At 66.2% G+C, this 24,114-nt stretch carries 23 protein-coding genes; 20 read left to right on the top strand and 3 right to left on the bottom strand.

Annotated elements, in window-relative coordinates:
• Nucleotides 1–25: 25 nt before the first annotated feature.
• Complete coding sequence (locus tag P2Q66_RS11970) at nt 26–970, bottom strand: LysR family transcriptional regulator (RefSeq protein WP_275728306.1); 945 nt, start codon at nt 968–970, stop codon at nt 26–28.
• A gap of 235 nt (nt 971–1,205) precedes the next feature.
• Here P2Q66_RS11970 and P2Q66_RS11965 point away from each other — a divergent pair, with 235 nt between their 5' ends.
• From P2Q66_RS11965 to P2Q66_RS11915, 11 genes are all read left to right on the top strand, one after another.
• Nucleotides 1,206–2,495: an ABC transporter substrate-binding protein gene (locus P2Q66_RS11965; protein ID WP_275728305.1), complete on the top strand. Its 1,290-nt coding sequence runs from the start codon at nt 1,206–1,208 to the stop codon at nt 2,493–2,495.
• Nucleotides 2,496–2,548: 53 nt separating this feature from the next.
• Nucleotides 2,549–3,508 carry a sugar ABC transporter permease gene (locus P2Q66_RS11960; protein WP_275728304.1) on the top strand — a complete coding sequence of 320 codons (960 nt, stop codon included), beginning with the start codon at nt 2,549–2,551 and terminating at the stop codon, nt 3,506–3,508.
• 3 nt (nt 3,509–3,511) lie between these two features.
• Nucleotides 3,512–4,348, top strand: a complete 837-nt coding sequence (locus P2Q66_RS11955; protein WP_275728303.1) for a carbohydrate ABC transporter permease — start codon at nt 3,512–3,514, stop codon at nt 4,346–4,348.
• Between the two features lie 128 nt (nt 4,349–4,476).
• Nucleotides 4,477–5,259: a TIM barrel protein gene (locus tag P2Q66_RS11950; RefSeq protein WP_275728302.1), complete on the top strand. Its 783-nt coding sequence runs from the start codon at nt 4,477–4,479 to the stop codon at nt 5,257–5,259.
• Complete coding sequence (locus P2Q66_RS11945) at nt 5,249–6,808, top strand: GMC oxidoreductase (protein ID WP_079596968.1); 1,560 nt, start codon at nt 5,249–5,251, stop codon at nt 6,806–6,808. The genes P2Q66_RS11950 and P2Q66_RS11945 overlap by 11 nt, the downstream gene beginning before the upstream one ends.
• Before the next feature lie 85 nt (nt 6,809–6,893).
• On the top strand, nt 6,894–7,289 hold the full coding sequence (locus P2Q66_RS11940) for a DUF6379 domain-containing protein (RefSeq protein WP_079596967.1): 396 nt from the start codon (nt 6,894–6,896) through the stop codon (nt 7,287–7,289).
• A complete protein-coding gene (locus P2Q66_RS11935; RefSeq protein ID WP_115525641.1) occupies nt 7,286–8,389 on the top strand; it encodes a sugar phosphate isomerase/epimerase in 1,104 nt (367 codons plus the stop codon). Before P2Q66_RS11940 ends, P2Q66_RS11935 begins: the two co-directional genes overlap by 4 nt.
• 20 nt (nt 8,390–8,409) lie before the next feature.
• Nucleotides 8,410–9,468: a TIM barrel protein gene (locus P2Q66_RS11930; protein WP_275728297.1), complete on the top strand. Its 1,059-nt coding sequence runs from the start codon at nt 8,410–8,412 to the stop codon at nt 9,466–9,468.
• 8 nt (nt 9,469–9,476) lie between these two features.
• Entirely contained in the window at nt 9,477–9,875 is a 399-nt protein-coding gene (locus tag P2Q66_RS11925; RefSeq protein WP_163167123.1) for a DUF6379 domain-containing protein, read from the top strand.
• Nucleotides 9,872–11,059: a Gfo/Idh/MocA family oxidoreductase gene (locus tag P2Q66_RS11920; RefSeq protein WP_275728296.1), complete on the top strand. Its 1,188-nt coding sequence runs from the start codon at nt 9,872–9,874 to the stop codon at nt 11,057–11,059. The genes P2Q66_RS11925 and P2Q66_RS11920 overlap by 4 nt, the downstream gene beginning before the upstream one ends.
• A gap of 12 nt (nt 11,060–11,071) precedes the next feature.
• On the top strand, nt 11,072–12,076 hold the full coding sequence (locus P2Q66_RS11915) for a sugar phosphate isomerase/epimerase family protein (protein WP_275728295.1): 1,005 nt from the start codon (nt 11,072–11,074) through the stop codon (nt 12,074–12,076).
• 53 nt (nt 12,077–12,129) lie between these two features.
• On the opposite strand, the gene P2Q66_RS11910 is transcribed toward P2Q66_RS11915, so the two are convergent.
• A complete protein-coding gene (locus P2Q66_RS11910; RefSeq protein ID WP_275728294.1) occupies nt 12,130–13,176 on the bottom strand; it encodes a restriction endonuclease subunit R in 1,047 nt (348 codons plus the stop codon).
• Between the two features lie 68 nt (nt 13,177–13,244).
• Here P2Q66_RS11910 and P2Q66_RS11905 point away from each other — a divergent pair, with 68 nt between their 5' ends.
• Nucleotides 13,245–13,661, top strand: coding sequence for a DUF6379 domain-containing protein (locus P2Q66_RS11905; RefSeq protein WP_275728293.1), 417 nt, complete (start codon nt 13,245–13,247; stop codon nt 13,659–13,661).
• A 41-nt stretch (nt 13,662–13,702) separates the two neighbouring features.
• Here P2Q66_RS11905 and P2Q66_RS11900 read toward each other — a convergent pair whose 3' ends face one another.
• Nucleotides 13,703–14,965 (bottom strand): ROK family protein, encoded by a 1,263-nt coding sequence (locus P2Q66_RS11900; protein ID WP_275728291.1) that lies wholly within the window; start codon nt 14,963–14,965, stop codon nt 13,703–13,705.
• 106 nt (nt 14,966–15,071) lie between these two features.
• Here P2Q66_RS11900 and P2Q66_RS11895 point away from each other — a divergent pair, with 106 nt between their 5' ends.
• From P2Q66_RS11895 to P2Q66_RS11860, 8 genes are all read left to right on the top strand, one after another.
• The gene (locus P2Q66_RS11895; RefSeq protein ID WP_275728290.1) at nt 15,072–16,112 is read left to right on the top strand and encodes a Gfo/Idh/MocA family oxidoreductase; all 1,041 of its coding nucleotides are present in this window, start codon (nt 15,072–15,074) and stop codon (nt 16,110–16,112) included.
• Nucleotides 16,109–16,897: a hypothetical protein gene (locus tag P2Q66_RS11890; RefSeq protein WP_275728288.1), complete on the top strand. Its 789-nt coding sequence runs from the start codon at nt 16,109–16,111 to the stop codon at nt 16,895–16,897. Before P2Q66_RS11895 ends, P2Q66_RS11890 begins: the two co-directional genes overlap by 4 nt.
• Before the next feature lie 187 nt (nt 16,898–17,084).
• A complete protein-coding gene (locus P2Q66_RS11885; protein ID WP_275728285.1) occupies nt 17,085–18,566 on the top strand; it encodes an MFS transporter in 1,482 nt (493 codons plus the stop codon).
• Nucleotides 18,567–18,582: 16 nt separating this feature from the next.
• Nucleotides 18,583–20,151, top strand: a complete 1,569-nt coding sequence (locus tag P2Q66_RS11880) for a GMC oxidoreductase (RefSeq protein WP_275728283.1) — start codon at nt 18,583–18,585, stop codon at nt 20,149–20,151.
• Between the two features lie 192 nt (nt 20,152–20,343).
• Nucleotides 20,344–21,564 carry an MFS transporter gene (locus tag P2Q66_RS11875; protein ID WP_275728280.1) on the top strand — a complete coding sequence of 407 codons (1,221 nt, stop codon included), beginning with the start codon at nt 20,344–20,346 and terminating at the stop codon, nt 21,562–21,564.
• Nucleotides 21,565–21,613: 49 nt separating this feature from the next.
• Entirely contained in the window at nt 21,614–22,582 is a 969-nt protein-coding gene (locus P2Q66_RS11870) for a LysR family transcriptional regulator (protein WP_275728278.1), read from the top strand.
• 53 nt (nt 22,583–22,635) lie between these two features.
• Entirely contained in the window at nt 22,636–23,199 is a 564-nt protein-coding gene (locus tag P2Q66_RS11865) for a DoxX family membrane protein (protein WP_275728276.1), read from the top strand.
• Nucleotides 23,200–23,323: 124 nt separating this feature from the next.
• Nucleotides 23,324–24,106 carry an SDR family NAD(P)-dependent oxidoreductase gene (locus tag P2Q66_RS11860; protein WP_275728274.1) on the top strand — a complete coding sequence of 261 codons (783 nt, stop codon included), beginning with the start codon at nt 23,324–23,326 and terminating at the stop codon, nt 24,104–24,106.
• Nucleotides 24,107–24,114 lie beyond the last annotated feature (8 nt).

Here is a 24,114-nt window from a genome sequence, read left to right as displayed (position 1 = left end):
CCGAGGCATTTAAGCGCGCGTTTGTTTACGGGGCTTCCTGGGCCGCAGCCGCCGCAACAATGCCGGCAGCCTCCTTGAAGAGCTCCCTCATCCACTCATGCTCCGAATCGCGGTTATGGACGGGGTGCCACCACAGGGCGTTGACCAGGGGCGTGGCGTCGAAGGGCAGCGGCAGGATCCGCACCCCGCCGACGCGCAGCGCGAACGGCACCAGCGCCGCCTGGATGAGCGCGATCCGGTTGGTACCCACCACGAAGTGCGGCAGGGACTGGAAGCTCTCCACCACCACGTCCACGCGCGGCTCAACACCGAGCTGCATGATCTGGCGTTCTGCCGACGTTGACGCCGAACGGGTCTGGTAGGTCATCACCCAGGGGAGTTCGGCGATGTTCTCCATGGTGATGTTCTCGCCAACGGCGTCATTGGACGACGAGACGACGGCGACCCAGCCGTCCCGCCACAGGTCCAGGTAGGGGAGCCCGGTCAGGAAGCCGTGCGGAATCACCATGCCGTCCACCGAACGCAGGCGGTTTGCGGCATCCTCCACCACCATCGGGTTGTGCAGCATGAACCGGAACCGGACACCGGGGGCGCGCTCGGCCGCAAGCTCCGAAACCACCCGTCCGATGGTGGTAAAGCCGTAATCCGAGCCGTAAATGGAGAACTCGCGCTCTGATTCGCTCGGCTCCCAGGTCGCTTGGCTTTCGAAGACACGGCGGGCGGCCTCCAGCGCCGTGGTGGTGTGCTCCGCCAGCCGCAGCGCGAAGGGCGTGAGCTCATAGGCATTGCCCCGGCGGGCCAGGATGGGATCCCCGAAATGGGACCGGAGCCTCGCCAGCGACGCGCTCAGCGCCGGCTGGCTCAGGTGGAGCCGCTCGGCCGCCCTCGTCACGCTCCGCTCGGTAATCAGGGCATCCAGCGAGATCAGCAGGTTGAGGTCGAGCCGGGAAAGCAGGACATTATTCGTCACGGCACGTCGATCTTTCAACGGTGAACTTTCGTCCCGCCAGTGTATCAGCGGCATCAATAGGTTCTGCGGTGTGCATCACGCCGTCCGATGCGGATTGCTTCTGCAGACCCCCGTTCAACTTATGTCTGTCATCGGCAAGACTTATGTGCTTTTTCTGCACATCTCCCGCATACTGGTGAGTGACCGGGGTCACGGCTCCCGGATAATTTCGACAACGAAGTCAGAAAGGCTGGACATGACACAGCACCGTCGCTATTCGGGCCTGAAGGCCGGCGCCCTCGCCGTCCCCACCATCGCAGCCCTCGTCCTTACCGGCTGCTCGGCCTCCACCGGCAGCAACGCCTCTTCAAGCGGCTCGCAGGAATTCTCCCTGTCATTCGCCACCTCCAACACCATCGAGAGCCCCTTCCAGGTACTCGCCGAGAAGTATATGGAGACCAACCCGAACGTCAAGATCACGTTCAACCCCCAGCCCAACGACTCCTATGACCAGACCCTGCGGACCCAGCTCCAGGCCGGCAACGCCTCGGACATTGTGGTGACCTCGCCGGGCAGCGGCCAGGGACGCAGCATCCTTCCGCTGGCGGAGGCCGGGTTCCTTGAGCCCCTGGACGATTCCGCCAAAGAGCTGCTGCCTGAGGGGAGCGCCAGCAGCTTCGGCCCGGAGGGCAAGGTCTTCGGCCAGGCAACGGCCATTACTGTGTCCGCCCTGGTCGCGAACGAGGTTGCGGTTAAGGAAGCCGGCGAGTTCCCCACGGACTTTGCGGCTCTTGAACAGCAGTGCAAGTCCCTCGAATCGTCCGGGAAATCCCTCTTCGCCCTTGCCGGCGCGGCGCCTCCCAACACAGGCCTTACCGCGATGTCCCTGGCGGCCTCCCGCGTTTACGCGGAAGACCCCCAGTGGAACGACAAGCGCGCGGCCAATGAGGTCACCTTCGCGGGCTCCGACGGCTGGAAGTCGGCACTCGAGGCAGTCAACACTCTGAAGGACGCAGGCTGCTTCCAGAAGGGCGCCGCCGGCGCCGGTTTTGACGCCATTACCAAGGGCCTTGCCAGCGGTACGTCACTGGCAGGATTCATTCCGGCCACGAGCTGGAAGCAGCTGCAGTCCGCCGCTGCCGGTTCCGAATTCGGCGTGCGGGCACTGCCGGCTGAAAAGGGCTCCGGTAACGACTACGTCTACGCCAGCGCCAACTACGCCTTCTCCATTAACGCCGCCTCCAAGAACAAGGACGCCGCCAAGGCGTTCCTCGCTTGGGCTGCCGAACCGGAGCAGACCAAGGCGTTCGCAGAGATCGACGGCGCCCTGCCGGTGAGTGGAATCGACAGCTACGACTTCGAGGGCGGCGCGTACAAGAACGTCGGCGACCTGATCAAGGACGGAAAATACGGGCCGTTGCCGAACAGCCAGTGGCCGAACTCCGCCGTCTACGACGCCCTCGCAACCGGCGTGCAGGGAATTATCACCGGCCAGAAGAACCCTGACCAGGTCCTGCAGGCCATGGACGCCGCCTGGGGACAGTAGCCGTTCTTCACTATCAACGTTCCGACCACTCAAAGGGACAAGCAAGGAATACCATGACTGCGACGATGCAACCGAAAAGCGAAGCAGCAGAAGCACCCCGGCGAGGCAGGCGCACTCCGGGGGCGGGACAGAACGCCCGCTCCCGGGGCCGCGGCCTGGAGTTCGGACACTGGTGGTGGGCCCTGCCGGGAATCGCACTGGTGGTTGCCATCCACTACGTGGCAACCGGAATCGGCGGATTCTTCGCCTTCACCAACTGGACGGGCATCGGCTCGTTCAAGATCACGGGCTGGGCCAACTTCGAGGCCATCTTCAAAGACCCCACAAAAGTCGGAGCCCTCTCCAACACCCTTTTCCTGGCCTTCGGCTCGGTTCTCCTGGGCAATATTGCCGGACTGATCATTGCGTTGGGCCTGAACCGGGTCCTCAAGACGCGCTACATCCTCCGGACCCTCTTCTTTATGCCGGTGGTGCTCAGCCCGCTGGCCACGGCCTACATCTGGAAATACATTTTCGACTTCGACGGTCCGCTCAATGCCCTCCTGACGGCAATAGGCGCCGGCGACCAGGCCAAGCCGTGGCTGGCCGACCCGCAGTGGGCCATCTGGACCGTCCTGGTGGTGCTGATCTGGTCGTCAACCGGCTTTGCCATGGTGATTTTTATGGCCGGCCTGGCCGGTGTCCCGGTGGAAGTCGAGGAAGCGGCTGCCATTGACGGCGCCAACCTGTGGCAGCGGTTCCGGAACGTTACCCTGCCCGCCATCCGACCCGCCGTCGCCATTGCCACCACGCTGGGAATCGTCCAGGGACTGCGCGTCTTCGACCCCATCATGGCGCTCACCGGCGGCGGACCCGCGGGGGCCACGGAAACGCTGGCCACCCAGGTCTACAAGCAGGCCTTTGCGCTCGGGAACTTCGGGGGCGGTGCCGCCCTGGCCCTGGTGCTCGCCGCCATCATCCTGATCTTCGCCGTACTCCAGCAGCGGCTGACGCGTTCGAACCCCGAGGACTAAGCCATGTTCCGCTACACCAAACTCACCCTGCTCCGCGAAGTCGGCCTGTGGGCACTCGCCCTGCTGTTCCTCGCGCCGTTCTACTTCCTGGTGACCACCGCCCTGAAGCCGGACACCGAGTTGTTCACCACCTCGGCCCTGGCTCCGCCAACAAGCCCTGACTTCAGCAACTTCGTGGACGTCCTGACCGCCACCGGCAACTCCAACGTGGTGTTGGGCCTGGTCAACAGCCTCATCATCACCGCCGGCAGCATTGTGGGACTCATTGCCCTCGGCTCCGTCACCGGATACGTCATCTCACGGAGCACCCGCCGCTGGAGCAAGGGCGCGTACTACCTCTTCCTGGTCGCCATCATCCTGCCCGGCCAACTCGGCGCCGTCCCCCTCTACATGGGTGCACGCGCCCTTGGACTTACCGGATCGGCCTGGGGCCTGATCGTCCTCTACACCGGCATGCTCCTGCCGCTCTCGATCTTCCTCTACGCAAACTTCTTCCGCGGCCTCGGCACGGACTACGAAGAAGCGGCAACCATCGACGGCGCCAGCAAGTCCCAGGTTTTCTCCAAGGTGGTGTTCCCCATGATGGCTCCCGCCACGGGCACGGTGACCATCTTTGCCGGGCTCATCGTGTGGAACGACTTCTTCACATCGCTGATCTTCCTGGGCGGCTCCGCCAACCAGACGCTGCCGGTGGCCATGTACTACTACATCGGCTCCCTGGTCTCCCAGTGGAACTCGATCTTCGCCATCGTCATCGTGTCCATGATCCCCATCCTCGCCCTGTTCCTGTTCGCGCAGAAGCGCTTCATCCAGGGATTCTCCGGCGGCCTTAAGGGCTGACCCGCAACGGTTGACCACCGCGCAGCGCCTCGAACGCTGCGCGGCGGCCTTCCACACCCAAAAACCGGCGGATCCGGGCGCTGAGGGCCCACAATCCAGCTCACCTTTCTTACTTCAAGGAGAAATCCATGTACCAACTTGCGCCCAATATCGACCTCCTGTTCTCGGAAGCAGGCGACAGCCCCGCAGACCGGGTCCGCGCCGCAGCCGCCGCCGGCTTCGACGCCGTGGAAATGTGGGGCCCCACGGGCAAGGACATTCCCGCCCTCAAGGCAGCCCTTGAGGACACCGGAGTCCAGCTCACCGCCCAACTGGCCGAACCGCGCATGCAGTTCATGATCCCGCCCAAGGACCACGCACCCTTCTACACCGGCCTCGACGCCGGCGTCGAGGTGGCACGGCAGCTCGGCTGCCCACGGATTGTGGTGGGCAGCGGCACCGGCTTTGGCGGCCGCAAGCGGCAGGACCAGCTGGACGAACTGATCGAGATCTTCACCCGCGGCGTGGCGCACATCGAGGGTTCGGGCATCACCCTGGTCCTCGAACCGGTGAACATCCGTGTTGACCACCCCGGAGCCCTTCTGGACCGGACTTCGGAAGCCGTCTACGTCGCCAAAGGCGTCAACTCGCCGAACTTCGGCGTCCTCTACGACCTCTACCACTCCACGGTCGAGGGCGAGGACGTGGTTGCCGAACTGGCCAACGCCGGGGATTTCATCAAGTACGTGCAGATCGCCGATGCCCCGGGACGCGGGGAGCCCGGGTCGGGTTCCATCGACTGGCCTGCCAGGATCGGGGACCTGCAGAACAGCGGTTACACGGGCCCGATCGGGCTGGAGTACTACCCGACCATTGATTCGGCAAAGTCCGTCCGGCGCATCCAGGAACTGGTGGCGGGCCATGGCCGGTAACCGCTATCCCGCACGCGTCGACGTCGCCATCGTTGGCAGCGGGCCCACAGCATCCGCGTATGCGCGGATCCTCAGCGAGGAAGCCCCCGGCACCACCATCGCCATGTTCGAAGTGGGCCCCACCGTCAGCAATCCGCCAGGTGCGCACGTCAAGAACATCGCCGATCCCGACCGCCGCAGCATTGCCCAGCGCGCTTCCGAGGGACCTGGGGCAGGGGCCGAAACGATCACCTCCCCCGGCGCAGCCAAGAGCGGGGAGCGCCGGGCCAGGGCAGGCACATATCTCCTGCCGGACGGTTACGCCTTCCCGGGAGAGGACGGCATGCCCGTCGCGGCCATGTCCAGCAACGTGGGCGGCATGGCGGCGCACTGGACCGCCGCATGCCCGCGTCCCGGAGGAACGGAGCGCATACCGTTCCTGCCGGACCTGGAGCAGCTTCTTGACGAGGCCGACCGCCTGCTGGGCGTCACCACCCACGCCTTCGACGACGCACCCTTCTCGGACCTCGTCATCAACCGCCTGTCGGCCGTCCTGGACGAGGGCCGCGACCCTGCATTCCGCGTCCAGCCCATGCCGCTTGCTGTCCACCGGCGGGAGGACGGCGGCCTCGTCTGGTCAGGCTCCGACGTCGTGATGGGTGACGTGACCCGCGAGAACCCGCACTTTGAACTCTTCGACGAGTCGCTGGTGAGCCGGGTGCTGGCGGAGGACGGAATTGCCTCCGGCATCGAGGTCCAGGACCGCCGCAGCGGCGAAACACATCACGTCGCCGCCCGCTATGTTGTGGTGGGAGGTGACGCGCTGCGCACGCCGCAGCTGCTGTGGGCTTCCGGCATCAGGCCCGACGCCCTGGGCCGCTACCTCAACGACCAGGCCCAGGTGGTGTTCGCAAGCAGGCTGCGCGGCGTCTCGGCCGAACATGTAACGCGGGCAGCTGACGGTGCCCTGAGCGAGCAGAGCGGCGTGGCGTGGGTGCCCTACATGGACGAGGCACCCTTCCACGGCCAGATCATGCAGCTGGATGCGTCCCCGGTCCCGCTGGCCGACGATGATCCCATTGTTCCGGGATCGATCGTGGGGCTGGGCCTGTTCTGCGCCAAGGACCTGCAGCGCGAGGACCGGGTGGCGTTCGACGACGACGCGCGTGACGCCTACGGAATGCCCGCCATGCGCATCCACTACCGCCTCACAGAGCGGGACCACGAGGTGGTGGAGCGCGCGAAGCAGGAAATCGTCCGCCTGGGCAAGGCGGTGGGTGAACCGCTCGACGAGCGTCCATTCGTGATGCCGCCCGGAGCGTCCCTGCATTACCAAGGCACCACGCGGATGGGAGAAACAGACGACGGCGGGAGCGTCTGTTCGCCCGACAGCCAGGTGTGGCAGGTCCCCGGCCTTTTCGTGGCCGGCAACGGCGTCATTCCCACCGCCACGGCATGCAATCCGACGCTGACGGCGGTTGCGCTCGCCGTGCGCGGAGCCCGAAAAATCGCAAAAGAACTGAACGACGCTTTACTTATGTCTGAATCAGACAATAGAATGGCTAAATAATGAATAAGTGGCAGGATGCCGCGTTTTCGTTCACTCACAGGCATTTCATTCACCGGCAAGGCATGCCGCAGACAAGGAGGTCTCGATGATCGCCGACCGCATAATCGAGCAGGGAACACTCAGTACCCAGGACGGCCGTACCGCCGTCGAAGTCCGCATCCCCTGGTACCGGGCCCTTCCGGGCTCATGCATCGCCGGCGCAGCACTGACCATAGACGGCGTTGCCGCTCCCGAGGACAGCCTGCGCTGGACCATGAACAACCGGACGTTCAGGTTCGAGGAGCTCGTGGATGAGACCGGCGAATGGTGGTACCCGCTGGATTCGGCCATCCTCTCCGGCGACCTTCCCGTCCAGGATGCCGATGGAGAGCACGAGGTCCGGGTGGACCTGAAGCTCTACATCCCGTACATCATCACCGACCACGGCGTGCTGCACATCGAAGAGCACGACACCAAGACCATGAAGGTGGCATCGCGATGACCAGCCTCGGAACGCCGATCCAGGGCGTCACCCTTTACAGCTTCACCCGCGCCTTCCACGCGCGGCAGTACGACCTCGATGGCCTGATCCGCAAGGTAGCGGCCGAGGGTTTTGGTCCGGGGCTTGAGGTCATTGGATTCTCCAGCCTCCGGGGCTTCCCGGACCGCATCGACGACGCTTTCGTGGGCCAGTTCCGCGACCTGGTGGCTGAGGTGGACCTGGTCCCCACGTCCCTCGCGGTCAACGTTGACACCGGCATCCGCCGGGACCGGCTGATGAACCACGACGAACTGGTCGAATACATGCGCAAGCAGATCGAGGTGGCGGCCAGGCTCGGCTTCCCGATTGCCCGCGTGCAGATCTCGCTGACACCCGACGCCATGGAAAGCCTTCTGCCGGTCGCCGAAAAGTACGGCGTTACCCTGGCCCTCGAAGTCCACGCTGACCAGCACGGCGCCCACGAGCGGGTCCTTGCCCTCCGCGACCGCTACGAAAAGCTCGATTCCCCGCTGCTGGGCTTCACCGCCGACTGGGGTGCCACCGTCACCGGCTTTGCCCCCTCCCTGCTGGAGGCCTACCGCCGTCGTGGCGCATCCGAGGACCTGCTCCGGCAGGTTGTTGAGCTGTGGAACGGCTTCTACGCAGAAGGTCCGCCCAACACCCAGAAGGTCCATGGTGAGCGCTTCGGTGCCTTCATCGGCCTGGCCGCCCGCAACGGCCGGCCGGATCTGGGGATCGACTTCGGCATCAACGGAACGGGGCTGTTCGGTCCCGCACCGCTGGACACCTGGCTGGAAATCATGCCGTGGGTCCGCCACGTGCACGGCAAGTTCTTCGGCATCGACGAAAACGGTGAGGAGCCCTCGGTTCCGGTGCGCGGCCTGGTCCGCCAGCTCGTGGAAAACGGCTACACCGGTGCCATTTCCAGTGAATACGAAGGCTGGCACTGGAACAACTGGCAGGACCCGTTCGACATCATCCGCGCCGAGCAGGCCGTCCAGCGCTCTGCCGCGGCTGACGCCGGCTCGGCCATGATCACCGACGCCCCAGAAGCGCGACGCATCCTCAGCAGCCACCTCGCCCAGCCCGTCCGCGGCTGACAACGAAGGAAACAACACACATGTCAGAAGGCATCGCAGGCTCGGGCATCGAGCTTGGCATCACACTCTATTCACTCACCTCCGAGTTCGCCGCCGGGCTCTACACGCCGGAGACGCTCATCAAGGCCGTCGCCGATGAAGGCCTCGGCCCCGGCGTCGAGTTCAACATCGCCCAGATGTTGCGCACCTACCCCGATGTGGACGAGGACTTTGTCCGCTTGTGGCGGGACAGCATGGACCGCTACGGCCTGACCCCCAGCGCCGTGGGCACCAACCTGGACATGGGCCGCCGCAAGGACCGGGACATGACGCCGGACGAGGAGTACGACTTCTTCGCCAGGCAGCTCAAGACCGCCAACACGCTGGGCTTCAACAAGATCGTCATCCGGTCCGCCGGCAAGGAACTGCTCCGCCGGCTGCTTCCGCTGGCCGAGAAGTACGACCAGAAGCTCGGCTACGAGATCCACGCGCCCCAGGGCCCGAACGATCCCAAGATCCTGCAGATCCGAGAGATGTATGAGGAGCTCGGCAGCGACCGGCTGGGCTTCACGGCAGACTTCAGTTCCACCATGCACAGCCTGTCGCCCACGCTGTTCCGCACCCTGACCCAGATGGGCCTGCCCGAGGAGCACTTTGCGGTCATGCAGGACATCTGGCGCAAGCCGCTGCCGATGCAGGAGCGGAACCAGGAGTTCGAGGACTACCTGCGCGAAAATAACTTCGATCCCGCCCGGCTGGGCCCCTTCACCCGGTTGGCGTTCAACATGCACGGACTGGTTCCGCCGGAGGAATGGCTGGACATCATGCCGCAGATGTTCCACGTGCACGCGAAGTTCTACGACATCGACGAGAACGGCAACGAGCCCGCCATGGACATCCCGCGCATCGTGCGCCAGTTCGTCAAGGGCGGCTACAAAGGATTCCTCTCCAGCGAATGGGAAGGCCACGCCTTCGCCGACCTGGGCGAATCGGACCCCATTGACCTGGTGAAGAAGCAGCACGCGCTGATGCGCCGCGCCATCGAAGAATCCGTTGATGCAACTGTTTCCAACCCGGCCCTCGTCGAGACTGCGAAGTAAGGAAAGCCATGGCAACCCACAACTCCCTGTTCCAGGACGCCGACGTCCGCAGGCACCCCGAGGGCATTTCGGTGTCCGTGCAACTGCCCTGGTACCGCAGCCTCTGGCTGTCCGCCGTGGACGATGTTGCGGCCACCGTCAACGGCGTGGCGATCCCCAAGGAAGCTCTCCGCTTCGAACTCCAGGGAAAGTCCTACTCCATCGCGGAACTTCCCGAACAGTGGGAAACCCTGTGGTTCGTCGCTGACAAGCCCGATGTGATCATCCCGCTGGACCGCATCCCCGACGCCGGCGAGGAAATCGATGTCGAAGTCATCCTTACCCTCCGCCTGCTTTACATGCAGATCGCACCCATGCGCTACGTCGGAAACCGGGTGGCGGTTGAGCGCAAGGTAGTGCTGGCATGAACACCCTGCGCGTGGCCATGATCGGCTACGGCTTTATGGGTGCCGCCCACTCCCAGGGCTGGCGCACGGCCCCACGCGTGTTCGATCTGCCGGCGGAGCCGGAAATGGCGGTTCTGGTAGGCCGGAACGCCGACGCGGTGGCCGCGGCTGCCCACAAGTGGGGCTGGGCTGAGTCAGCCACAGACTGGCGCGAGGTGGTCGCGCGGGACGATATCGACGTCGTCGACATTGTCACCCCGGGTGATTCCCATGCAGAGATTGCGATCGCGGCGCTGGAAGCCGGGAAGCACGTGCTCTGCGAGAAGCCGCTGGCCAATACGGTGGCCGAAGCCGAGGCGATGGCCGAAGCGGCGGAACGGGCGGCCGCAAAGGGCATCCGGGCGATGGTGGGTTTCACCTACCGCCGAGTCCCGGCCGTCACCTTCCTGCGCAACCTGATCGCTGAGGGTGCTGTGGGGACGGTCAACCAGGTGCGTGCCTCGTACCGGCAGGACTGGCTCGTTGATCCTGACATGCCGCTGGCCTGGCGCCTGCAGAAGGAGCACGCCGGTTCCGGCGCGCTGGGGGACATCGGGGCCCATGCCATCGACCTGGCCCAGTTCGTCACCGGGCTGAACCTGGAGAAGGTGTCCGGAACCATTGACACCATCGTCAAGGAGCGCCCCCTGCTCGATTCCGGCAGCGGGCTTTCCGGCACGGCCGGAGTGGGCAAGGGCAAGGTGACCGTGGACGATATCGCCATCTTCACCGGCCGCTTCGAATCGGGCGCCCTGGCGTCGTTCGAGGCTTCGCGCTTCGCCACCGGACGGAAGAACGCGCTGCAGATCGAGGTCTCGGGGGACAAGGGCGCCCTTGCCTTCGACCTCGAGGACCTCAACAGTGTCCAGTTATACGACCGCACGGCGCCCAGTGACCGCCAGGGCTTCCGGAAGATCCTGGTCACCGAAGCGGAGCATCCCTACGTCTCCGGGTGGTGGCCGGCAGGCCACATGCTTGGCTATGAGCACGGGTTCTCGCACCAGGTCAAGGACCTCGTGGAGGGCATTGTGGCCGGCACGGACCCGCACCCGACATTCGCTGACGGGCTGAGGGTGCAGCGGGTGCTCGACGCCGTCGAACGCAGTTCCGACAATGATTCAGCCTGGACCCGTGTTGCCGCTGACGTTCCGGCGCAGGTCCGGTAGGAGGGGAAATACATGGCACGACCTATCACTCTGTTCACCGGCCAATGGGCCGACCTGCCATTCGAGGAGGTGGCGCGGCTCGCCGGCGAGTGGGGCTACGACGGGCTCGAAATCGCCTGCTGGGGCGACCACCTGGACCCCTGGCGCTGGGACGACGACGCCTACGTGCAGCAAAAGCTGGACATCCTGGAACGCCACGGCCTGAAGGTATGGACCATTGCCAACCACCTCAAGGGCCAGGCTGTCTGCGACGACCCCATCGACGAACGGCACCGCGGCATCCTGCCGGACGCCGTATGGGGCGACGGCGATCCTGAAGGAGTGCGCCGCCGCGCCGCCGAGGAACTGAAGAACACCGCGCGGCTCGCCGCGAAGCTGGGCGTGAAGACGGTGACCGGGTTTACGGGCTCGTCCATCTGGAAGTACGTGGCCATGTTCCCGCCGGCCTCCGAAAAGATGGTCGACGCCGGCTACCAGGACTTCGCCGACCGGTGGAACCCCATCCTCGATGTCTTCGACGAAGTCGGTGTCCGCTTTGCCCACGAGGTGCACCCGTCCGAGATCGCGTACGACTACTGGACCACGCAGCGGGCACTGGAGGCGATCGGGCACCGCGAGGCCTTCGGGCTGAACTGGGATCCGAGCCACATGGTGTGGCAGGACATCGACCCCGTCGGGTTCCTCTGGGACTTCAAGGACCGGATCTACCACGTGCACTGCAAGGACACGAAGAAGCGGCTCAGCAACGGGCGCAACGGGCGGCTGTCATCCCACCTGGCATGGGCTGATCCGCGCCGCGGCTGGGACTTCATCTCCACAGGCCACGGCGACGTGCCCTGGGAGGACGCGTTCCGGATGCTGAACTCCATCGGCTACCGCGGCCCGCTGTCCGTGGAGTGGGAGGACGCCGGCATGGACCGCCTGGACGGCGCCCCCGAGGCTCTGGCTTTTGTGCGCAGGCTCTCCAGCTACGAGCCCTCCGCGGCAGCTTTCGACGCCGCCTTCAGCACGAAATAAGTACAAAGCAAAAGGACCGGTCCTGGACATCCAGGACCGGTCCTTTTGTGGTGTCAGCCGGTGATTGAGCCTGTCGAAATCAGGGTTTCGACGGGCTCAACCGCCGATGGGAAAGGTTCGACCAGTGCTGCTTCCGCCAGCGCCAGGTGCCGCCTCGTCATGTCAGTGGGGTCGTCCTGCAGCCACTCGTGGCCGCCCCACTCACTGGTCAGCGTGCCGCTGAAGCCGTTACGGCGGAGAAGGCCGCCCAGGTCACGCAGCGGCTGCGAAACCCGCCCGCCGTCGTCGTCCAGGTCCCAGAACTTCAGGTGGAAGGCGCCCACAAGGGGCAGGATGCCCTGCAGGCCGGCAGCGTCACTGCGGCCAAATCGGATGATCAGGTTCATAAAGAGGGTGTGGATCCGCGGCGGCACGTTCCCTGAACGGAGCAGGGCGGTGACGGCGTCGTGGGTGGCGGGATCCCGCCAGCCATTCTCCAGGCGCGCCAGCAGATCCGGGGAAACACCGCCCTGCCGCAGCTCCTCGAGGTAGGTGACCGGAAGGGCCGGCATCAGCATGCTGATGTCCACGAGCACCCGGACGTGGTCATCACCGAGCGCGGCGATCGCCTCCAGGGCAGGTTCGACGGCGGGGCTTCCGGGGGCCTGCTGCCCCTGTATTTCCTCGTACAGCACCAGGTCGAGCTCGTGCAGGAGCGGCTGGACCAGCGTGAGGAGTTCACTCCCCGCCTGTCCGATCGGGAGCCGGACTCCCCGGGCTCCTACCCGGTGCGCGGCATGGATCTGGGGGACCAGGAAGTCGAGGCGCTGCTGCAGGGAGCGGTGCTGCGTGGGTGAGGTGAAGTCGTCCAGGCTGGCCCCAACGATGCTGATAGATGCGCCCTTTGCCGCCAGGGCTTCCCGCAGGCCGTCCACCTCGTCGTTCTGCGGAGCGGGGAAGGACCTCCACACCAGCCCGGGCTCGAGCTCTACTGTCTTCACCACCGAGTCCGCTATGCCGGTGACGATGTCCTGGGCCGTCCGCCGGGCAGCGATGATGTCCGGCGTCCAGTTGAAGGAGCTGGCGCAGAACGTCCAGCCGCTTGGAATTTCAGAAGCCATAGGGCGTCTTCCCCTTTATGCTTGTTAATGACAAACTTATGTCAGATTCAGGATAAAGGATGGAAGCCATGTTGGAAACCGCTTTGCGCGAAGATGCGCTGACCGCCACTCCGGGAGGCTTTGAGCTCCGCCTTGGCCTGCCGTGGATCCGTTCAATGCCACTGTCCAGCGTTGCCGGCCTGTCCGTGGACGTCGACGGCGGTCCGCTGGCGCCGGGGGAGTTGGCGGTGATGCTCGGGTCCCGCGCCGTACACCCCGATGCGCTGCAGGCAGAGTCCGGCTGGTGGTTCGTCCAGGACAGGCTCGTCCTGGCAGGCCGGCGTAAACTCCCGCGCGGGCCACACGCCGTCACCGTCGACTTCCGGCTGATGGTGCCCTACCTGCAGGCACGTCCCGGCTCTCCGCTGGTCCTCCCATTCCACCTGGAGGCCCGCCTGGAGCTTGACCGGGTGCCGGTCCCCAGCGTGTCCCGAGACGTGGCCTGAGGAGGGGTCCTTCCGCGGCGGAACCTAGAGGCGGCGGAACGTTAAGCGGAAAGGGCAACCCGTTCCGGCGACGGCCGCCCGTCCGCGAACCAGCGCGGGAAGGTGATGTCGAACAGTTGCTCGCGGGCCAGCTCGGCTCCTCCGCGCAGCGGTTCGCGCTCATCGTTGACGGAGAGGGTGATGGTGAGGTCCCGGGTGGCCAGCGGCAGCGACAGTTCGTAGACGCGTTGGCGCACTTCGGCAAGGAAAACCTCGCCGGCCGAACCCATGGCACCGCCGATGACAATAACCCCGGGGTTGAACATGTTCACCAGCGCCGAGATAGTCTCGCCCGCCACGCGCGCCGACTTCTGGACGAGGGTGATGGCCAGGGAGTCGCCCGCCTGGGCTGCAAGGGTGATCTCCTCGAGGGAAAGCCTTCCCTTCTTCGCCAGCGCGGCAAGGGAAGTGCTCACGCCTTCCTTGATGGCCTCTTCTGCGTCCCGGACCAGTGCCCAGCCGCCGGCAACGGCTTCCAGACAGCCGGTCTTGCCGCAGCGGCATTGGACATCGGAGTCGGAAACCCGGACATGGCCGATGTCGCCTGCCGCGCCGTTGGCACCGCGGTGGATCCTGCCCTTGGACAGCAGGCCGGCTCCGATGCCCGAGCCGATCTTGCAGTAGATGAGGTCCGCGAGTGAGTCGCGCCGGCGGGCGCGTTCGCCGAGGGCAAGCAGGTTGGAGTCGTTATCCACCCACACGGGCGCGGTGAACCGTTCCTCAAAGGGCGTGCGGACGTCGAAGCCGTTCCAGCCGGGCATGATGGGAGGTGCCACAGGCTGGCCCGAGGCGAAATCCACTGGTCCGGGGAGGCCCACCACGACACCCCAGACCGGCACGGCGGGGTGCTGCCCGAGCACTTTTTCCACGAGGGTCATGACGGCCTCGATGGTTTTCTCCGGACCCTGCGCGATGTCCCAGGTGCGGTGCGTGTGTTCCAGGATGTCGCCGTCGAGCGCGGCTACGCCAACCCTGATATGAGCCGCCCCAAGGGCGCAGATCACGATGTGTCCCTGCTCTGCGCGAAAGCGGAGGGTCCGGGGTGCGCGGCCGCCGGAGGAGGCTCCGAAGTCGCCCTCGCCGAGGAAGCCCATCGAGATGGCCTGATCGACGCGTTGACTGACAACGCCCCTGCCGAGCCCGGTAACCTTGCCGATTTCGGGCCGCGTGGTGGCCTCGCCCGTTCGCACCAGGTTGACGATCCGCAGGAGGCTCGTCACTTCATCCGTCTGTGCTCCAAAGCGGAGGGTGGAGTCTGTGGTCATGCCAACAATTCTCACATAGATCGGCCGACTAAGGTGCGGTTAAGCACGACTATAGCCAGAAGCGTCCTTACTTATGAATAATAGAGACAAAAGTGAGGAGGCAACGATGCCTTGGAACGTGGGGATACTGGGAGCCGGGCCCGGCGTTGCCGCCCTGCATCTGCCGGTGCTGGGACGCCTGGGGGACCTGTACAAGGTGGTCCATATTGCCGACGCGGGGAGCGGCCGCGCGCAGGTACTTGCGGAAAGGCTCGGCGCACGCTGGTCGGAGGGGGAGGCGGACCTCCTCGCCGATCCGGCGGTGGATGTGGTGGCCGTCTGCAGCCCGCCCGCTGAACATGCCCGCCAGATCCTCGGCGCGGTGGCCGCCGGCAAGCTCGCCATCTTCTGCGAGAAGCCGTTGGCCACCAGCAGGCAGGAAGCCGATGACGTCATTGCTGCATGCCGGGCCGCGGGCACACTCCTGCTGGTGGGAACGAACCACTTGTTTGATGCTGCCTGGGGGCGCGCAAAACACCATCTTGTCGCCTTGGAGGGCCGGGTGCAGGCCATCTCCGTGACCCTGGCGCTGCCTCCGAACGACAGGTACCACCGGCTCGTGGCCGAGGGCGGTTCCCTGCAGGCTGCCCGGCGGGGGCGCCCCGACCTTGGCAACCCCACGGTGGCGGCAGATGTCCTGCGGCAGCTGCTGACCGGGCTCGCGATCCATGATCTTCCTGCCGTGCGGGACATCGCGCCCGGCATCGATGACATTCTCTACGCCAGGATCGTTGCGCCCATCGGCTACCAGGTGGGCTACCGGGCCGGCGGAGTCCTGGTCCAGCTGGCACTCACCATGCTGCCGGAAGGGCCGGATGCCCTCTGGCGGATGAACATCGCCACCACCCATGACCGCATCGAGGTGGACTTTCCGCCCGCCTTCGTCCATGCCGGAAGCGCTGCCGTCCGGGTGCGCAGCGTGGACGGGCAGTGGACGGAGTACCCTCGCGATGAGGAAGACGGCTATGTGGCCGAGTGGCGCCTGGTTGCCTCGCTCCTGGAAGGTGATGCCCCCGTGGAGTACGACGAACTGCTGGCGGACTCGCTGTTTGCCATCGGGCTGGCGGACGCTGCGGCAGCCAAAGTCCTGGCAGGGGTGACGCAATGAGCCGGGATGGCGCATTCGGCGTCGTCACCGCCTTGCCGGCCTACGCCGCCGCTGTTGCCGAGCTTCCCGTCAGTGCTGCACTTGCGGAGGACATGCGGGGTGCGGTGGTGGTGGTGCCGGGAGTGGGGGATTGGTGGCAGGGCATGCTGGCTGCCCGGGCCGCGGGAGCGTCGGCGGTGGTGCTAGCCGACCCGGCAATGCTCCAGCAGGATGCTCTTGCCTCCCAAGCGTGGCCGCGTGACATTCCGGTGATCATTGAGCGGCCCCGCCTGCGTCCCGATGTTGCAGCCGATGCGGTCCGGGCACGGCGAGGCAGTCCGGCCCGCCTGGTCACCGTTGAATGCGCCGCTCCGGTTGCCGGCCTGGACGGCGTCATCCTCGATGGCTTCGGCTGGGCCCGGTGCCTTGCCGGGACACCCCTGGCGCTGAGCGTGGGAATGTCCACGCCGCAGGGCAGGATGGCGTTGCTGGATTCGGAGGGTACCGGTTCTGCCCCCGCCACCGTTCTGGGGACTCCTGTCGGTGGACCTCATGAAGGAGGCCTGCTCCACGTGCTGGCCCTTGGTGAGGTGCGGACTGAAGTCACCGTGGACCAGCCGGCCGGGCTGACCCGGGTGGAGACCTTCACGGGGGATGGGGCGTTGCGGGCACCTGAGCGTTACGAATCGTCAGCACGCCTGGCGCTCCGCCGGGCTCTCGACGCCTGCCTGTCGGGCAAGCAGGAAGCTGACCTGGATGAGCTGCTCCAGGACATGGCCCTGGCATGGGCACTGCGCCATGCTTAGGAGCACCGCCATTCGTCCATGCCCGATTCCTGCACTCTTATGTTGTTTTACGACTAAAGTTGGGTATCATGGAAGTGGCGCCGGGGTTCCTGCCGGACCCGTTCTCCGGCGTGATGGTGCGCCGGAGGCACACCACGTCGCGTCGACGGCCCGATCGTTCGGGTAGATCACTATGCCACTTTCGCCTTTGAGACTCCGTCTCCTTGTTATCTCCCTGCTCACGGTCTCCTTCCTCGGGGCCCTGGACCACACAGTGGTATCCACCTCGCTGGCCACCATCGCCGGTGAGCTGGGCGCGCTGAAGCTGATGAGCTGGGTTGTGGTGGGATACACCCTCGCCAGCACCGTGCTGCTGCCGGTACTCGGCAAGCTCGGTGATGTCCTGGGCGCCCGGCGGATCTTCCTCGGCTCGCTGGTGATGTTCCTCGCCGCCTCCCTGGCCTGCGGTTTCGCGACGGACATGGCGTGGCTCATCGCCGCGCGTGTCCTGCAGGGGATGAGCTCCGCCGGCCTGCAGCTGATGTCCCAGACCATCATTGCCCGGGTCACCACCCAGCGTGAACGTCCCCACTACATGGCCATTATCGGCGCGGCCTTCCCCATCGCCATCCTGGTGGGGCCGGTGCTTGGCGGCGCCATCACTGACTACTGGGGCTGGCAGTGGGTTTTCTGGATCAATATCCCCGTTGGTGCGGCGGCCCTGGCCCTTGCGCTGATTGCTGTGCCGCACCTGGAGCCAGGGCCCGCCCCCCGCCACTTTGACGTTGCCGGTGCGGCAGTTTTCACTGCCTCGCTGGTGGCCCTCGTACTCGCAGTCACCTGGGCTGCGGAACGCAGCGCAGGCCCTGCCACGGCTGCTGCGCTCGCGGTCAGCATGCTGGGCTTTGTGGCATTCTTTTTTATCGAGCGCCGCGCCCCCGAGCCCATCGTGCCGCTCCACGTCTTTGCCAACCGGACCATTGCGGCGGGCACCGCGCTCTCGGCGATTATCGGCGTCGGGCTCTTCTCCATCACTGCCTACCTCCCCACGTACGTCCAGATGGCCTACCGGACCACGGCCACCGTGTCCGGCCTCGTTCCCATCGCCACCGTGTTCGGCATGCTGATCAGCAACCTGCTCACCGGATGGCTGGCCAGCCGGACCGGCCGGTACCGGATCTTCCCGATCCTGGGGACCTCGCTGGGAGCCGCCGGGCTGTTCGCGATGGCCCTGCTGCCTGCCGGGCTTCCGCTGTGGGTTCCCATGGTGGTGATGGGTGTGGTGGGCATTGGCACCGGTGCCTTCATGAGCCTGATCGTCGCCGTGGTCCAGGGAGCCGTCCCGGCAAGACAGACCGGCACCATCACCGCAACCGTAAACCTGGTGCGCCAGGTGGGATCAACAGTGGCGACGGCGATCATCGGCGGCGTCATCGGCTTCGGCGTGGCCGCCCTCCTGCCGGCAGGCCTCGACGCTTCAACCCTGACCCCGCAGCTGGTCCACGGGGCCGCGCCGGACGTCCAGGCCAATGTGGCGCAGATCTACAGCTCGGTCTTCACCCCGGTCTTCATCGCCCTGGCGGCCGCCTATGTGGTGGGCATCGCTGCGGCTGTCCTGCTTCCGCAGGGCCGCCTCTCCGACGAACCCGTTCCCGCCGCCCCCTCACCTTCCGAATCCCTTTCGGCCTGATTTCAAAGGAGACATCATGTCCAACCCAACCATTGCCATCGTCGGCAGCGGGCCCATCGGCTCCACCTACGCCCGGCTGCTCGTGGAGCAGGTCCCGAACGCCCGGGTCATCATGTTCGAAGCCGGGCCGCAACTCACCGAAGTCCCGGGCGAGAGCGTCCGCAACATCCCGGATGCCGCCGAAAAGGCCCGTGCCCGGGAAATGTCCCAGGGGCCGCAGGCCGGCGCGTACCGGGAATCGCTCGGCATCCCGGCCGGAACCGTCACGGAGGGCATGTTCACCGCTCGCCAGGGCACCCACCTGCTGGACTTCGGGGGCGCCGGCGCCGCCCATGCCCCATCCTTCCCGGCAGCGGCTGCGGCCACCAACGTCGGCGGCCAGGGTGCGCACTGGACCTGCGCGACGCCGTCGCCCGCCTTCAGCGAAAAGATCCCCTTCATCGCGGACGACGAATGGGACGGGCTGATCGAGGACGCCAAGCGGCTGCTGCACGTCCACAGCGCCGCCTTCGCCGATTCCAAAGTCGGCGAGGCCATCCGGTCCCTCCTCGATGAAGAGTTCGGTGCGGAGTTGCCGGAAGGCTATGGGGTGGGCACCCTTCCCGTGGCCGGGGATCCGCAGCCTGACGGGTCCGTGCGCTGGGCGGGTGCCGACGTCGTCCTCGGCCCGCTGGTCGACAGGGACAGTCCGCTCTCGAAGCAGTTCGAACTCCGCGACCTCACCCTGGTCCGCCGGGTGGAACTGGACGGGCCCCGGGTCACCGGGATCACCGTCCAGGACCTGCGGACGGGGGACACGTCATTTGTGGCAGCGGACATGGTTGTGGTTGCCGCAGATGCCTTCCGCTCGCCGCAGCTCCTGTGGGCCTCCGGGATCCGGCCGAAGGCTTTGGGCCACTACCTCACCGAACATCCGGTGGTCATCTCCACGGTGGCCCTGGATGCCGACAAGATGGGCCGGTTCGCCACCGAGGAGGACCTCGACGCCGAACTCGCCCGGCGTGCAATGAATCCGGCAGACCCCGTTGCCGCGGTCAACCGCATCCCCTTCTCGGAACCGGAGCACCCCTTCTCCGTCCAGGTCATGTACTCGGAGACCGCGCCCTTCCCCATGGAGCCCGGAACCCCGTACTCACAGAACCCGTGGGGCTACGTCAACATGGGCTACGGCATGCGCAAGCACCCCCGGTATGAAGATGCGGTCACCTTCGACGACAACGAGCCGGACTACCGGGGATTCCCCAACATGACCATCGAATACGAGCTCACCGAGCGGGAAAACGTGGAAATCGCGCAGGCCACAGAGCGGCTGCGCCGCGCCGGGAAGGCCCTAGGCGTCTTTGTTGCCGAGCCGCGGCTGATGCCCAACGGTTCGAGCCTCCACTACCAGGGCACCATGCGGATGGGCGCCATCGACGACGACACCTCGGTGGCAGATCCGTGGTCTAGGGTGTGGGGCTACAGGAACCTGGTTGTGGGCGGCAATGCGCTGATACCAACGGCGACGGCGATGAACCCCACCCTGATGAGCGTGGCGATTGCGGTCCGCGGCGCACGGAAGGTGGCAGAAGAACTGGGGGCCTGATCTGTCCGGAGGTTCCCGCGCGGAAGCAGCCGCCCGGCACACCTTCGTCCTGCCATCCGTTCCGTGGATATCAGCTATCCCAAATCCATGATTCCCCGATAGCCCAACGGTTGCCACAGTGAGGGAAGTCACTCTTCAGCGCCTGAACCGCGCTGATCCCTCCGTGACCATCAAGAGGCTAAGGAAGATTCAATGGAGAATATTCAGCTCACGGATACCGGGACCGGGAATGCGGCCCCGGGCACCTCGGGGCCCCGCACGGCAGGACGCCTGCAGGCAACCCTCCTGGTTGCCGGCAGCTGCATGCCGGTGCTGGGCGCCGTACTTTTGGCACCCATCCTCCCCACCCTGAACCAGGCGTTCGCGGACACCCCCGGTGTTGCCATCCTGGTACCGCTGACCCTCACGCTGCCCGCGCTGTTCGTGGCACTCTTCTCACCGCTTGCCGGCTACCTTGCCGACCGGGTGGGCCGCAAGCAGCTGCTGGTCTTCGCCATGCTGGCCTACGCAGCGTTCGGGACCGCGCCGCTGTGGCTGGACACGCTCGAGTCCATCGCACTGTCCAGGGTGGGCGTCGGAATTGCGGAAGCGGCCATCATGACCTGCTGCACCACGCTCATCACCGACTACTACGCGGGCGGGCAGCGGAACAAATACCTCGGCCTGCAGACCATGGTCAGCGCGCTCGCGGCCACCGCATTCTTCGCCCTCGGCGGCGCCCTGGGCAGCATCAGCTGGCGCACACCGTTCTGGCTCTACGCAGTCAGCGCGGTCATCGTGATCCCCATGGTCTTCAAGCTGTGGGAGCCGGCAAAGAGCCAGCGCACGACGGCGGAAAGGACGCCGGTGCCATGGCGGCAGATCGGTGCCCCGGCCGCAGTGACGCTGTTCGGCGGTATCGTGTTCTACGCACTCATCGTCCACCTGCCGTACGTCATCACGGGACTGGGCGTGGGCGATGCCGCCCTCATTGGACTGGCTGCGGCCATCGCTTCCCTGGCCACCGCGGCAGGTGCCATCTCCTTCCGCTTCCTGGCGAAGCTCGGCACGCGGAACCTGCTGGCGCTCGCCTTCGGGCTGGCCGCCGTCGGACTTTCCCTGGTCTCCGTCGCGGGGACCGTGCCGCTGGCCATCGCGGGGGCGGTGGTTGCCAGCGCCGGAACCGGAGTGCTCCTGCCCACCCTGCTGACCTGGGCCGTCAATGGCCTTGAATTCCAGCAGCGCGGGCGTGGCACCGGCATCTGGACCGGGACACTGTTCATCGGCCAGTTCCTGACGCCCATTGTCCTTGGCGCGGCCGCGGCGGCAACCGGGAGCCTCAGCCTTGCCCTGGGCGGATTGGGAATCGCGTGCGCGGTGGCCCTCCTGGCTGTCCTGGTCCGGGGACCCCGGATGGCGGCCGTCAGCCATTAGAATCCCGGCATCGCAAAGGCCGCACTGCGGGCATGGATAACCTGTGGGTATGAAGAACCTGGACCTGAACCTGCTGCCCCACCTGCAGGTCCTGCTTGAACTGCGGAACATCTCCCGGGCAGCGGAGCGGCTCCAGCTCAGCCAGCCCGCCACCAGTGCTGCGATGGCCCGGCTCCGGCGCCATTTCGACGACGAACTCCTGGTGCGGAACGGCCGCACCTACGACCTCACGCCCTTCGCGCAGTCCCTGGTCCCGCTGGTTGATGAAGCCATGCTTCACATCCAGCGGGCCACACGCGTGCGGTCCGGTTTCGACGCCGCCACCAGCGAGCGGGAGTTCATTATCGCCGCCTCGGATTATGCGGCGGCGCTGATCGTGGGTCCGCTGCGTGGCATCCTGCGTCAGGAAGCCCCGGGCGTGTCAGTGGACTTCGTGCCCACCGCCGGTTCCGGGATCCAGGGCCAGATGGCCGACTACTCCAAGATCGACCTGCTGGTGGGGCCTACGGGCTACCAGATGCAGGGAGCCAGTAAGCAACTCTTCCGTGACAGCTTCGTGGCCATTGCCGACGCCGGCAACCCCCTGCTCCAGCAGCCCCGGCTGACGCTGGAGGACCTGGCCTCGGTTCCCCACGCCGTCGGCTATTTCGGCGAGGGAATCAGCACCCCGGCAGACAAGCTGTTCGAGTCGCGGGGCATCCAGCGGCGCGTGGCTGCCGTAGTGGCCGGGTTCCTGTCGCTGCCGCTCCTGGTCGAAGGGACGGACCTGGTGGCCATGGTCCCGCGGATGCTGGCGGCCCGGGCCCAGCGCGGCGCGGACATCGTTGTGCTGGAGTTCTCGGAAGGCACCGAAGCTTCCCTGGTGGAGGCCATGTATTGGCACCCGTCCCAGGCGGAGGACCCGGCCAGCGTGTGGCTGCGGTCCGTGGTCCAGCGCTCCTGCGCCCGGCTCCACGAACTCTTCCCCGTCACTGCCCATCCGGTGGCTATCCAGGCGCGGGAGGCAGCGCAGACGTAGAATCGTGCTCACACCGAGCCGGGCAGCGACTCAGCAACCCAAGGAGGACTGTTATGCGCAATGTAACCACCAGCCCTGAGGCGGCCGCCGCCGCCCAGACCCTGTTCCGCGTTGGTCTCGGAGGGGTGCTCATCGCGCACGGATCCCAAAAACTTTTCGGCTGGTTCGGCGGGGGAGGCGTTGAAGGCACCAGCAAGGGCATGCACGCCATGGGGTTCCGCCCGGCAAAACCCAGCGCCGTCCTCGCGGGCGTCGGTGAAGCAGGAGCGGGACTCGCCTTGGCCCTGGGCCTGGCCACCCCTGCCGCCGGCGCCGCTGCTGCCACCACCATGGGCGTAGCAGCCAGCGTCCACGCCCCGAACGGCTTCTTCGCCCAAGAGGGCGGCCTCGAGTACCCGGCCGTGCTGGGCCTGGCAGCCGCCGCGTTCACGATCGGGGGCTCCGGCCTCTACTCCCTTGATGCGCTCACGGGCCATGTCCTGGACCGGCCCTGGATGCGGATCACCGCTTTGGCCGCGATCCCCACCGCCATCGCCATCCAGGTTTCCCGCCGGCGCAAAGCCCTCGCCGCAGACGCTGCGGCTCCGGCCGCCGGCACTGCCGCCGAAGACGCCTGAGTCCGTCCCCGTGACTATCTGCGGGACTATCCGCCCGGCGGATACCACCTAGACCCAAGACGCCGTTCCCCTTCCGGCCCATCCCTGCGAAAGTCGAGGAAACACGCTTTCGGAAGGATCTCCCATGCCCGCTTCCAGCCCACGCCTGACCGGCAAGACCGCCGTCATCACCGGAACGGCAAGCGGCCAGGGCAGGGCCGCCGCGCTCGCCTTCGCTTCGGAAGGGGCCTTCGTGGTGGGCTGCGACATGGACGACGACGGCGCCGCGGCCACGGTTGCGGCGGTCACCGACGCCGGGGGCCGGATGAGCAGCAGCCGGGTCGATCTCACGGACGAGGCAGCCGTGGCGGCGTGGGCTGCGGGTGTCGCCGCTACGCATGGCCAGGTCCACATCCTGTACGCCAACGCCGCAGTCACGCGCTTCGCCCCGGTGGAGGAGCTCACCTTCGATGACTGGAAATGGAACATTGAACACGAGATGGACGTGGTGTTCCTGCCGGTCAAGTACTTCTGGCCGCAGCTGATCCAGGCCGTAAACAGTGCCATTGTCCTGGTGGGCTCCACAGCGGGGGTGACCGGCTCCATGACCAACGGCCGGCTGGCCCACACGGCCACGAAGGGAGCGGTGGTGGCCATGACCAAACAGCTCGCGGCCGAGGGCGCTCCGCATGGATTGCGCGTCAACGCCGTCAGTCCCGGAATGATCCGTACCGCAGCCACGGAGGGCAACCTGCTGGCAGCGGACCACCCCATGCGGACCATTGAGGGGAGCATCCCGCTGGGGCGGATCGGGGCGCCGGAAGAAGTCGCCAACTGCGCGCTGTTCCTGGCATCGGATGAGGCTTCCTACGTGACGGGAGCAAACCTGATGGTGGACGGCGGCTGGTCGGCCGTGCTGCCCGGCTAAGTTTCTGC

Source organism: Arthrobacter sp. Cr_A7, assembly GCF_029222765.1.
In the GTDB taxonomy this organism is placed as follows: domain Bacteria; phylum Actinomycetota; class Actinomycetes; order Actinomycetales; family Micrococcaceae; genus Arthrobacter.
Note: the sequence above shows the minus strand (reverse complement) of the source record. Positions and strands in the feature narration are given on the sequence as shown.